At 36.0% G+C, this 14,945-nt stretch carries 2 protein-coding genes; both read left to right on the forward strand.

Annotated features, from left to right (window positions below):
• The first annotated feature begins 38 nt into the window (after positions 1-38).
• Positions 39-7,007 carry a M14 family zinc carboxypeptidase gene (locus tag ABD715_RS11960; RefSeq protein ID WP_344788483.1) on the forward strand — a complete coding sequence of 2,323 codons (6,969 nt, stop codon included), beginning with the start codon at positions 39-41 and terminating at the stop codon, positions 7,005-7,007.
• 304 nt (positions 7,008-7,311) lie between these two features.
• Positions 7,312-14,913, forward strand: coding sequence for a choice-of-anchor D domain-containing protein (locus tag ABD715_RS11965; RefSeq protein WP_344788484.1), 7,602 nt, complete (start codon positions 7,312-7,314; stop codon positions 14,911-14,913).
• Positions 14,914-14,945: the final 32 nt, after the last annotated feature.

The following is a 14,945-nucleotide window of genomic DNA, read 5'->3' on the forward strand; positions in this document are numbered from 1 at the left end:
ATATTTGCTTCCAAATAAGTCTCTAACTCTCAAACCTCATGAAACAATTTACTCTCGTAAAAGTCATTTTATTTTTTGTAATGACACAACTAACTTACTCCCAAGAAAAACAAAAAAGAGTAAGTATTCCCAACATCAATCCTCAAATAATTGAAGAACTACATCATCTAGGTGTAGACATGACTTGTGGCGTCTCTATTACAGATGACATGACATTAGAATTAAACGAGCATCAACTACATGAGCTTGAACATCACAACATAAAATACAATGTTTTAATAGAAGACATGACCAAATTTTATAGTGAAAGAGCTATTAAGTACCTACCAGAAGCAACTGCTTTAATAAAAAAGGAAAAAGCTTTAAAAAGAAGAAAAAAATCTTCTAGTAAAGGCAAGACGTCTAAATCTATAACAATAAAAGAACTAACCAATAACGTTGGTCAATATGACGAATGTGATGAAATTGACTGGGATGTTCCAGACAACTGGAACCTAAACGACGCAGACAGTTACCCTAACGAAACTAACCACTTTGGTGGTTGTTTAACTTACGACATGGTTAAACAAGAGTTGGATGACATGAAAGCATTATACCCTCATTTAATTTCTAAAAAGAAAAACGCATCTCCTACAAACCAATTAACTAAAGAAGGTAGAACAATGTGGATGGTACGTATTTCTGATAATCCGGAAGTTGACGAACCTGCTGAACCAGAAACCTTGTACCAATCTTTAATTCACTCTCGCGAGGCTGCAACAGTAATGAATCAGCTTTACTTTATGTGGTATTTGTTAGAAAACTACGATTCTGATCCAGCTATTAAAAATTTAGTAAACAACCATGCTTTATATTTTATTCCTGTATTTAACCCAGACGGATTTGTTTACAACCAAACTGTAGCTCCTAATGGAGGTGGTGGTCAAAGAAAAAACAGAAATTTTACTGGTGGCTGTGGTACATATGATAATGGAATAGACTTAAATAGAAACTCTGCATATTATTGGGGTAATGGTGGTGCATCAACAACAGATGGTTGTAGTGCTACATACGCAGGAAGTGGTCCTTTTTCTGAAAATGAAACACAAATAATGCGTGATTTTGTTTACGAACACGATTTTAAATTGGCATTAAATCACCACTCTTATAAAAATGCAATGCTACATGCCTACGCAGGTACATCTATAGAAAACCCAAGACCAGACGAATATTCTAAATATAACCATGATATGACGTTCTATAACCGTTACGCCCATGGACCTAGTACTTCTATTAGTGGTTTAAATAGTGGTAATATGAACGATTGGATGCTTGGTGGTCCTGCTGGTGTAAGTGCTAATGGCACACCTACCGGAATTGGATCTGGAAAACACACCCTATCTTGGACTCCAGAAAACGGACTATTTTCTGAAGGAGCTGGCGGACCAGGAGGTTCTTATAGTGGCTTTTGGCCAAACCCTATTAACTATTTGCCAATAGCTAAGCGTGCTATGCGCATGAATTTACTAGCTGCTTATTTTAGTGGTAAATATGCCAAACTTCATGATCTTAGTCAAACAGACATTACAAACACAACAGGTAGCTTACAATTTGGCATAGAAAACTTAGGACAAAATGGTAATGATGCCACTCCAAGTACAAATGCTTTTACAGTAACAGTAACCGCTATAACTCCAAACATTACAATAAACACTACAAGTGCAAGTCAGAACTTTACTGCAGAAGAAATTTTAACTCAAAAAACAGTCGATATCAATTATACTTTAGATCCAAGTATAGCTGCAAACGACGAAATTAAATTTAAAGTTGTTTTAACTAATGATAATGCTTCAAGTAATATTCTTTACGAAGTAAATATTACCAAAATATTTAACCCTACAGTTATATCTACATTAGACCCTACAAACTTTAGCAACTGGACAAGTTCTGGTTCATGGAGTGCAGTAACAGATGGTTTTAATGATGCATCAGCAATAAGATCGAACGCAACAATACCATATGCTACAAATCAAAATAGAACACTACAATATGACGGTTCTTTTAATTTAAATGGAATGCAGTCTGCCATAGTTCAGTTTTATGCTAAATGGGATTTAGAGCGTAGTTACGATTTTGTTGTAATTGAAGGCTCTACTAATGGAAGCTCTTGGACAGAATTATGTGGTAGACTTACAAAACCTGGTGCTCCTACCGCAAACAATTCTTACTCTAGTACTACTAGTGGTGGAGAAAGCGCTAATAAATCTAGTACAGATGACGCTAGACAAAATGGAATTTCGGCACTTTATGATGGCGATACTCAAGATAGATGGAGTATGGAAGAAATTGTTATTGATGCGTCTACAAACTCATTTTTATACAATCAAAACACTGTATTTTTAAGGTTTAGATTACGTACAGATAGCTCTAACAGAAGAGACTCTTATAAAAACGTAGATTTTGAAGGCTTTACTTTTGATGATTTTAAAGTTATTGCTGCAGGATGTGTAACTAGCAAACCAACAAATGTGTTGGCATCAAAAGAAACAACAAATGCTGCTACATTAAATTGGGACGAAGTTTTTAATAATAGTTACGATTTAAGATATAGAATTAACGGAAGTAGCAGTTGGACTAATATTAATAATATAAACGAAAACACAAGAGAAATTTCGGGTTTAACAGTTGGAACAACTTATGATTTTCAAGTAAGAAGCCAGTGTGGTAGTAGCTCAAATTCAGAATACAGTGACACTATTACATTTACAACTTTAGCTTGTAGCGCACCAACAAATGTAACCGCAACCGATGTTGGTTTATCTACTGCTAGAATTTACTGGAACGAGATTCCAAACGCAACTTACGATGTAAGATATAGCCTTAACGGAAGTAATTCATGGACTTCTACTGCGGGAACAGGATTAGTTTTAGATCAACCTGTTTACAATATTTCTGGCCTAAACGAAGCTACAGAATACAAAGTACAAGTAAGAACTAATTGTCCTGGAGGCGGAAATTCTTCATACAGCACATCAACTATATTTACCACTCTAGGTTGTGTTGCTCCAAATAATGTTAGTGTTTCAGAAATATTTATAAACGGAGCAAATGTAATCTGGGATAGCGCTGGAGATACAACTTACGATTTAAGATACAGAGTAAGTCCATCAGGAGGATGGAGCAATATATCTAATATAAATACTAATGCGTTAAACGTATCAAACCTTGCTCCTAATACAACATATGATTTACAAGTAAGAACAGATTGTAACTCTTCTTCATCTGCCTACTCTACTGTAATAAACTTTACGACAGCTTCATGTAGCACACCTACAAATGTAACCGCTGATGATATTAGTGCATCAAGCGCAACAATTAATTGGGATGATATTGAAGGGTCTGATTTTGACTTAAGATACAGAGCAACCAGTTCTAGCACATGGATAAATGTTAATGATAGAGCTTTAAATTTTTACAACATTCCTAATCTTATTGCAGGCACTGAATATGAAGTACAAGTAAGAACAGTTTGTAATTCGTCTACCAATAGTGCTTATTCTGTCTTAACTATATTTAATACTCTTAATTGTAATACTATAATAGACACATTTCCTTACTCTGAAAGCTTTGAAAGTAATTTAGGAGATTGGAATCAAGCAAATATAAACGAAATCGATTGGACTCGATTTTCAGGATTAACTCCATCTAATACAGGTAACAATCCTGCAAATACCACAGGTCCTAGTACTGCATCAAATGGTTCATACTACCTTTATACAGAATCTTCTGGATCAAATAATAACAAAAAAGCTTATTTATTAAGTCCATGCTTTGATTTAAATGGCTACCAAAATGCTACATTAAATTTTGATTATCATATGTTTGGTGCTAATATGGGTAGCCTATCGCTAGAAGTAAGTACCGATAATGGTAATACATACACACCTTTATTTAGTAGAACTGGCAATCATCCTGACCAAAATGCAAATGCAGACTCTTGGATAACTCAACCTGTTGACCTTTCGGCTTATGATGGATCTGTAATAAGACTACGTTTTTACGGACTTACAGGATCAAATTATACAAGTGATATTTCAATCGATAATATTGTTTTAACAGCTAATACAGTCTCTAGCTTCACTCCTATCGCATCTTGTAAAAACATAAATGTTACTTTAGATGAAACAGGAAATGCAAGTATTATTGCTAATGATATAGATGAAGGCAGTAGTGTAGGAGACTTATCAATAGATATTTCTAATTTTACTTGTGCAGATATAGGCACTAATAATATAACATTAACCGCTACAGATCCTAATGATTCTAATAATACGGATAGTTGCGTGGCTACTGTTACGGTAACTAGACAAGACGCTCCTGCTTCAACAAACTGTTGGGACAATTACCAATACAACACCACATCGTGTACTTGGGTAAACAATGGATCGCAACCTGCGGAACCAACTGCAACAAACTGTTGGGACGATTATCAGTTTAACACCACATCTTGTGCTTGGGTAAACAATGGATCGCAACCTGAAGAGCCAACTGCAACAAACTGTTGGGACGATTATCAGTTTAACACCACATCTTGTGCTTGGGTAAACAATGGATCGCAACCTGAGGAGCCAACCGCAACAAACTGTTGGGACGATTATCAGTTTAACACCACATCTTGTGCTTGGGTAAACAATGGATCGCAACCTGAGGAGCCAACTGCAACAAACTGTTGGGACGATTACCAGTTTAACACCACATCGTGTACTTGGGTAAACAATGGATCGCAACCTGAGGAGCCAACTGCAACAAATTGTTGGGACGATTACCAGTTTAACACCACATCTTGTGCTTGGGTAAACAATGGATCGCAACCTGCGGAACCAACTGCAACAAACTGTTGGGACGATTACCAGTTTAACACCACATCTTGTGCTTGGGTAAACAATGGATCGCAACCTGAGGAACCAACTGCAACAAACTGTTGGGACGATTACCAGTTTAACACCACATCTTGTGCTTGGGTAAACAATGGATCGCAACCTGAGGAGCCAACTGCAACAAACTGTTGGGACGATTACCAGTTTAATACCACATCTTGTGCTTGGGTAAACAATGGATCGCAACCTGAGGAGCCTACTGCAACAAACTGTTGGGACGATTACCAGTTTAACACCACATCGTGTGCTTGGGTAAACAATGGATCGCAACCTGAGGAGCCAACTGCAACAAACTGTTGGGACGATTATCAGTTTAACACCACATCTTGTGCTTGGGTAAACAATGGATCGCAACCTGAGGAGCCAACCGCAACAAACTGCTGGGACGATTACCAGTTTAACACCACATCTTGTGCTTGGGTAAACAATGGATCGCAACCTGAGGAGCCAACTGCAACAAACTGTTGGGACGATTACCAGTTTAACACCACATCTTGTGCTTGGGTAAACAATGGATCGCAACCTGAGGAGCCAACTGCAACAAACTGTTGGGACGATTACCAGTTTAACACCACATCGTGTACTTGGGAAAACAATGGATCGCAACCTGAGGAGCCAACTGCAACAAACTGTTGGGACGATTACCAGTTTAACACCACATCTTGTGCTTGGGCAAACAATGGATCGCAACCTGAGGAGCCTACTGCAACAAATTGTTGGGACGATTACCAGTTTAACACCACATCTTGTGCTTGGGAAAATAATGGATCGCAACCTGCGGAGCCAACTGCAACAAACTGTTGGGACGATTACCAGTTTAACACCACATCTTGTACTTGGGAAAACAATGGATCGCAACCTGAGGAGCCAACTGCAACAAACTGTTGGGACGATTACCAGTTTAACACCACATCTTGTGCTTGGGAAAACAATGGATCGCAACCTGCTGAGCCAACTGCAACAAACTGTTGGGACGATTACCAGTTTAACACCACATCTTGTGCTTGGGAAAACAATGGATCGCAACCTGAGGAGCCAACTGCAACAAACTGTTGGGACGATTACCAGTTTAACACCACATCTTGTGCTTGGGAAAACAATGGATCGCAACCTGAGGAGCCAACTGCAACAAACTGTTGGGACGATTACCAGTTTAATACCGCATCTTGTACTTGGCAAAACAATGGATCGCAACCTGCGGAACCAACTGCAACAAACTGTTGGGACGATTACCAGTTTAACACCACATCTTGTACTTGGGAAAACAATGGATCGCAACCTGCGGAGCCAACTGCAACAAACTGTTGGGATGATTACCAGTTTAATACCGCATCTTGTACTTGGGAAAACAATGGATCGCAACCTGCGGAACCAACTGCAACAAACTGTTGGGACGATTACCAGTTTAACACCACATCTTGTGCTTGGGAAAACAATGGATCGCAACCTGAGGAGCCAACTGCAACAAACTGTTGGGACGATTACCAGTTTAACACCACATCGTGTACTTGGGTAAACAATGGATCTCAACCTGAGGAACCTGCTACTGAATGCTATGAAACAGCAACTTTTAATGATACAACATGTTCTTGGGATATAACCAATAACGGTTCAGGAATTACTTACTATATGGATTCTGATAAAGATGGATTTGGGGATCTTAATAATTCAATAATGGCTTGCTCGATTCCAACAGGATACGTCTATAACAATACAGATTGTGATGATACAGACAACACCATTTACCCTGGAGCTCCAGAAGTAGCTAATGATGGTATCGATCAAGACTGTAACGGATCTGACGAAACAACATTACAAATTGAAGCACCAAAACTTAACACGTTAAGCATTGCTCCTAACCCTTTTAATAATAATGTAACTATTAAGGTACCATCAAACTTTAATAACCATTCATTTAACGTTCAAATATTTGATCTAAATGGAAGATTAGTTTTTAGCAAAATATACTCATCTATAAACAATACCATAGATGTGCATGGGTTAGATAATTTAGAACAAGCACCGTACTTAATTAAAATAGTCGACCAAAAAATTAATTCTATAACTATTAAAAAAATAATCAAATACTAAAAAAAAAAAAGCGTATTTAATAATAAGGCTAAGTAATTAATTACTTAGCCTTATTTTCTTTATACTACAACATAAACTAATCGTCTTTAAAACCAAAACAGAGATAATACCTACAGAAACAACAATTCAAATCGATTAAAAACAATATATCAAGACAAAATAAAAAGCTGTAAATCAATATCTTAATATACAAAAATGCATTTCATCGATTAAATTTGCATTTCAAGGAATAAGAAGCTAATTTTGAAACTATAAATCTCAAGTCTAATTAATAGTTAAGCTCTCAATCTCAAAGTTACCTCTCATGAAAAATTTTACTGCTCTCTCTTGGTGTATACTTTTGATATGCATTCTATCAACTTTAAGTATATTTTCACAAACTCCAGATTTTAATGTACAGCATATTCAAGATGATATTCCTCGTTCTGGAGGAACAAATACAAGCTTTACAGCTGTATCGTCTATTAATAATGCATTTGCTTTGGCAAATAACAACCGTAAAACTAATGCAGGTTTTAACGGGAGTTCTGATAATTTAGATGGAGATGATCTTGCTGGAGCACGGAGATTAACAGCCACAGGAACTTTAAGCTATTATAGGGAGTCTGCATCGTCAAATTCAAATGCTAGATTCAATTCTTCTATTTGGGAATATATTGGACCTCCTTCTGGAGATAATGAGATGATTGTAAGAGGAAGATATACTGTAAACTTAAATGGAGCAATTAATAACACAGTACAAGTTGTAACGGGAGTGACTAACGCTAATCGTTGTATACCATTTATTACGGGTATAATGAATAATACAACAAATGATGATGCAGACTCTGGAACAGCTATTGCTTACTTACAAAATGCTTCGACGTTGAGAGTTTTAAAAGGTTCTAACGGAAATAATGTTACTGTTTATATAACTCTAGTAGAATTTACAGGAAGTAATTGGACAGTACTTCATGGAGATTCTGGAAATGTTAGTGCAGACGCAGGTACTATAACCTTGCGTAATGGCTCTGATGCTTCAGGAACTGCAACAAGCGTAAGTTCATGGAATAATGCTGCAATTTTTAGTCAACATATTGGAGATACTAACGCAAGCGGAACTAATGATGCTATTGCTGACAATTGGCCAGTAATGGATCCTGGTTCTAATAATCAGAGAGTAGATTGGACTTTTAATAGTCAGCATGACTCTTCAGGAACAAATAGACACTTTGCACATGTGCTTGTTAACACAGGGCTAAATGTAACTCGATACCAAAACACAAGTAATACAGCAAATCAAACCACCCTAAATATTACTAGTGCAGGTTTAACAAGTATTAATGAAGCTTTAATAATTGGTTCCTCTACATCTAGTGGAGGAGGAACTGCTTATGGTAGAGGCTGGAGAAATTACTATTTAAACTCTACAACGCAAGCAGCACATTGGTCTCATAGAAGTGGAAATACTATGAATCATCAAATTCAAATTGTTGATTTAAGTGGCTTAACCACAAGCGCAATAGCTCCAGAAATAAATATAGTTGGCAATGGTAATAATATTACAAATGGAGATACTACACCTAGCTTAACTAACAATACAGATTTTGGAGATGTAGATACAACTTCAGGTACCAACGCTAATACCTTTACAATTCAAAATACAGGTACAGCAACTTTAAATTTAACAGGAGCCTCTCCATATGTAACTATAACTGGAACTCATGCTTCAGATTTTACTTTAACTGCTAATCCTTCTTCAAACATAAACACTGGTGGTAGTTCAAATTTTACTATTACTTTTAACCCTAGCGCTACAGGTTTAAGAACAGCAACAGTTTCTATTGCTAATAACGATAGTGACGAAAACCCATATACTTTTAGTATAGAAGGAAATGGTACAGACCCATGCGGACCAATAGTTAATACATTTCCTTATACAGAGAACTTTGAATCTAATTCTGTTGGCGCTTGGACTCAAAGTACAACAGATAACTTTAATTGGTCTGTAAATAGTGGTGGTACATTTTCAAATTTTACTGGACCAAATTCTGCTGCAGGAGGTACATATTATATTTATATAGAAACATCAAGCCCTAGAGTAAATGGACATGTTGCCAATCTCGAAAGTCCTTGTTTTAATTTAACAGGGCTATCTAATCCAGAATTTACATTTAGTTATCATATGTATGGAAGTACTACTGGTAGTCTTAATCTTGATGTTAGTACTGACGGAGGAACAACTTATCCGACTAACATCTGGACACAGTCTGGACAAGTACAAACCTCGAATGGAGCTGCTTGGTCAACTACAACTGTAAACCTATCGGCTTACATAGGACAAACAATAAAGTTAAGACTAAGAGGTATACGAGGGACAAATTATACTGGAGATATTTCGGTAGATGAAATTTCTTTAATAGACGGTGTTACTATGCCAGAAATTAACATTGTAGGTAATGGCAACACTATAATTGATGGAGACACTACTCCTGACACGTTAGATGATACTGATTTTGGAAACGTAAACGTAACTTTTTCTACTAACGCAAATACATTTACTATTCAAAACACCGGAGCTGCTGCCTTAAATTTAACAGGTAGTCCATTAATTAACATTACAGGAGCTCATGCAGGAGATTTTAGTGTTACTTCTACTCCATCTTCAACTATAGCGAGCTCTGGAAGTACAACATTTACAATAACCTTTAACCCTAGTGCAACAGGTTTACGAACCGCATCTGTAAGTATTGAAAGTAACGATCCTGACGAAGATCCATATAATTTTAATATTCAAGGTAATGGGGCTTCTACTTTTCAAGAAATTGAAGTTATAGGAAACGCTACATCTATTACCGATGGAGATACGAGTCCTTCTGCAGCAGATGACACAGATTTTGGTAGCATGCTTGTATCAAGTGGTAGCACATCTCATACGTTTACAATAGAAAACTTAGGAACACTTAGCGATTTAGATTTAACAGGATCTCCTCTTATTAATATTACTGGCACTCATGCATCAGACTTTACTGTTACTTTAGTACCAGCAGCAACTATTTCGGCTGGAAATAGTACAACATTCGAAATAACCTTTAACCCTAGTGCTGGAGGCATAAGAACAGCATCGGTTAGTATAGAAAATAATGATAGCAACGAAAATCCTTTTAATTTTAACATACAGGGCTCTGGTACAACTGGTCCGCCACAATACACAGCTGTTTTTGAAACATTCGATTCAAATAATGGGGGTTGGACAGGAATAACCTCTACAAACGATTCTTGGGTATGGACAGATAGTTATCCTGCATCGGCTGTTAATGAATTGGCTGAAGGAAGTTTTTGGAGAAACGATAACTATAACACATACTTAGATAATACAAATATAATAGTAGAAAGTCCGGTATACGATTTCACCAACTTACAAAACTTAAAGTTAAGTTTAGATGTAGAATATAATACGGAAAACAATCAAGATGGTATGCGTATTTTGTATTCTGTTGCTGGAGGTCCTTTTACAACTCTAGGAGCTTCTGGATCTGGAACCAATTGGTATGAAGATACTGTAAATGCATTAGGTACAGATGGATGGAATGATGATAGCAAACCATCTGCTCCTGTTTTTTCTGGGCCTTATAACCACTTTCAGAATGCTAGTTTAGATTTATCTGATGCTACATTTTCTAACCAAAGTAATGTAAGATTTAGAATAGAGTTTGCAACAAATGGCTCTAATACAGATGTAGGTGTAGCTTTCGATAATTTTAGAATTGAAGCAGACCCTATAACATCTTTAAACGACGCTTTGGTAGCTCCTGCAAACATTACACCCAATTTAAGACTTTGGCTAAAAGCTAACGAAGGTGTTGCTGTTACAGATGGCGCACCACTTACACATTGGGAAGATCAAGCATACGATGATGCTCTAGATAAAGAAGATGCTTCTGCTGCATCTGCTTTAGCACCAACATATAGAGATAATGCGTCTAGAAATATAAACTTTAATCCTGTGGCAGATTTTGATAATACAGGTACAGATTACATGAATGGAAAAGGAGGTTTCTTTTCTCAAGATTACTTTATAGTAGTAAAAAGCGACGATGTTGTAGATACACAAACAGGAACATTTTCTCCAGGGAGACAATTTCCTATTGGTGCTCGATCAGACGATGCTAACTACCACGAAGACCCAACTGGTTTATCTTTTGGTAGTGCAACAGGACGATATGTAAACGAGGTAATAGCTCATAATATGGGAGCTTACTCAAACTCTGGTACTACTCCAGGTGTAGACTCTTATGGTAGAGCTTATACATCTTCGAGCGCTAGTATCGATCATGTTATGATTATCAATGTTAAAGCTAACACTGCTCGAACTCAAAAAGAAATATATAAAAACGGTAAAAAAGTTGATAACACCACAGGAACAACAGGAACCTCTGGAACTGGTACTCCTTTAAATTATTACGAGTTTAACAATTTATCTTTTTTATTAGGTACTGGTCGAAGCGGATTGGCTGGTAGAACATCATCACAATTAAATGGTATGTTAGGCGAAGTTATTTCGTATTCATCTCCTAATTCTGCCTTAAATCAACAAAAAATACAAAGTTATTTAGGTGTTAAATATGGCATTACTCTACAAGCGCCAGGAACTGCACTAACAGATTATAGAGTTAACGATGTAGATTATATTGATTCTCAAGGAACTGTTATCTGGGATACAAGTGCAAATTCAGGATATAATTACGACATTGCTGGTATTGGTAGAGATGATGCATCAATTTTAAACCAAAAACAATCAAAAAGTCAAAATGTAGCTTCAGATGGTACAGATGCTTATGGCCCAACATTAACTAGTGGTTTTTTATCAATAGGTTTGTCAGATATTTACGATACTAACAACGACAACATTTCAACAAACACAACCACTTTTAACAATAGAGAATATTTAACTTGGGGAAACAATGGAGCCGATATAAACCTTGCTGCCACTGCAATAAGCGTAGATATGAGTTCTGGTATTTCTCCTGCATTAAGTACTCCGGTATCTTTTATAGCAATGCAGCGTGTTTGGAAAGTTGTAGAAAATGGAGGTGATATTCCGTCTTGTAAAGTAAGAATACCACAAAATGCCATTAGAAACATTACACCTCCTGGTAATTACTACATGTTTATATCTGATAATGGGGTTTTTGATCCTACTGCAGATTATAGAATATTAACACCAGACGGTAATGGAAATTTAGAAGCAGAATATGATTTTAATGCAACTAAATATATAACATTTGGATATGCACCGCAGGTTATAGTAGAACGCTCTGTTTATTTTGATGGTACTGCTGATTATATTGATGTAGATGATAATTTAGACTTAAACCCTACTGAGTTTACTTTATCTGCCTGGATAAAAAGAGATTTAGGTACTACAAACGCTTCTATACTTTCTAAAAGAAACTTTACTAATACAGAAGGTTACGATTTTAAAATAAACCTTCTTGGTAGGTTAGAATTTAATATAAATGGAGGTGTTCCAGAATTAATATCGTCTGTGGCAATTCCAGAAGAAGAATGGCATCAAGTAGCTGTAATTTATGATAACGGAAACGCAACATTATATATTGATGGTGTTGCAGATACATCTGCTTCATCATTACCTGCTCCCACTCCTACCACTCAAAAATTCTTAATTGCTGCAGCCGATGGTTTCGATCCTAATACAACATCGTATTTTGCAGGAAATATTGACGAGGTAAGAATATGGGAGACTGCACTTACAGTAAACCAGCTGCGATATATTATGAATCAAGAAATTTCTAACGACGTTTCTTTAGCTCTTGAAGCTGGAGATGTTATACCTACAACCATAACAAAAAACGAAATAAGCCCAATTCCTTGGTCTAATTTAGCAGGATATTACCCAATGTCTGTTTATACATATACTAATACAGATGATATGTCTGGAAACAATAACCAAGGTGCATTAAGAAACCTTAATACAGTAGATAGGCAAACAGCTCCGCTTCCTTACGTTAGTCAAGCTAATGGATCTTGGGATGCAGATGCTACTTGGGAAAACCATACAGTACAAACATTGCCTAACGCCTTATCGATAGTAGATGGATCTCCAATAGATTGGAATATTATTGAAGTTAATCACGATGTGTATTTAGGGGCCAATGCAACCGATGTAAGATCTAGAGAAGCATGGGTTCAAGGATTAATAATTAACAGCGGAACCCTTCAAGTAAATGGAAGTACCTCTGCCAACACTGGTATTGGTCTTACTGTTACACATTATTTAAAACTTGACGGTGTAATAGATTTAGAAGGAGAATCTCAACTTATACAAACCGATAGAAGTGATTTCGATTCTAGTAGTACTGGTACTTTAGAAAGAGATCAACAAGGCACATCTAACACTTACTTATATAACTATTGGTGTTCGCCTGTTGCTCCAAATAGTAACTCAGACTATACGTTACCAGATGTTTTCTCTAATGTTAGTTTTAGTTCTTCAGGATATAATGGTACAGCATCTCCTGTTAGTTTAGCAGATTATTGGATTTGGAAATACACAAATAGAACAGGTAACCAATATTCTGAATGGCAACATGTAAGAAGTACTGGATCTTTAAAAATTGGAGAAGGTTTTACCATGAAAGGACCAGGAACACCTACAGCTAATCAAAATTATGTGTTTCAAGGGCAACCAAATAATGGTGATTTTACATTAGAAGTAAATGCTGGAAACGAATATTTAATTGGCAACCCTTACCCTTCTGCAATGGATGCTGATGAATTTATTAAAGATAACATTAGTAATTTAGAAGTAGACGGAAGAAATACTAATGGTAATATTATAAATGGTGCTTTATATTTCTGGGATCATTTTGCAAATAATACTCATAGTTTAGGAGCTTACGAAGGCGGGTATGCAACATACACACTAATGGGAGGAGCTAGAGCAATATCTAACGATACAAGAATTAATGCATCGAATGCTGTAGGTACAAAAGTTCCTGAAAGGTACATTCCTGTAGGTCAAGGCTTCTTTGTATCGGCTATTCAAGACACTAATTTAACAACGAACAACCCTAGTTTTTCTAATCCTATTGTAGGTGGAGATGTCGTATTTAAAAATACTCAGCGTGCTTTTCAAAAAGAAATTGTTACAGGTACAAATACAGGATCTCTTTTCTTAAAATCGAACTCAAAACGAAAAGCAACAACAGAGGCTAAAGATGTTGACAACAGACAAAAAATAAGGTTAATGTTAGATTCTCCCAACGGATATCACAGAGAATTATTAGTTGGTGTAGACAGTAAGGCATCAAAAGGATATGATGTTGGTTACGAAGCTTCTTTAATAGAAAATAATAATGAAGATATGTATTGGCTTTTAAATGATGCTAAACTTATTATTCAGGCAGTAAACAATATAAATGATGAACAAATTTTACCATTAGGAATAAAAACGAGTAAAAACGGAACATCGACTATAAAAATTGACGAATTAATTAATATTTCTTCTGATAAAAATATTTATATACATGATAAACAACTAGATGTATATCATAATTTAAAAGAAAGCAATTACGAAGTTTATTTAAATCAAGGTACATATTCCGATCGTTTTGAAATTACCTTTGCACAACAAAAAACTTTAGGAACAGAGCTTACAGAAAATACAGTTTTTAGTGTACACTACAACAATGAGAATAAGAGTATTGTAGTACACAACCCTAACTTAAAAACTATAAAATCTGTAGAACTTTACAACCTTGTTGGCCAAGAAATTTATAACTTTAAAACTAAAGAAAACAATACTAACCTAGAATACAAGACCACACAATTACAAGCAGGAACATACATTATTAAAATGAATACCGAAAATGGAGAAGTTTCTAAAAAGGTTTTAATTAAATAATTTTTACAACCTTAATACCAATATATCTCGGT

The sequence above is a fragment of the Postechiella marina genome (assembly GCF_039538365.1).
In the GTDB taxonomy this organism is placed as follows: Bacteria; Bacteroidota; Bacteroidia; order Flavobacteriales; family Flavobacteriaceae; genus Postechiella; species Postechiella marina.

Excerpts from the sequence above, each read along its gene's own strand:
- ABD715_RS11965 (WP_344788484.1), top strand. The coding sequence starts at position 7,312 with ATGAAAAATTTTACTGCTCTCTCTTGGTGTATACTTTTGATATGCATT.
- ABD715_RS11960 (WP_344788483.1), top strand. The coding sequence starts at position 39 with ATGAAACAATTTACTCTCGTAAAAGTCATTTTATTTTTTGTAATGACA.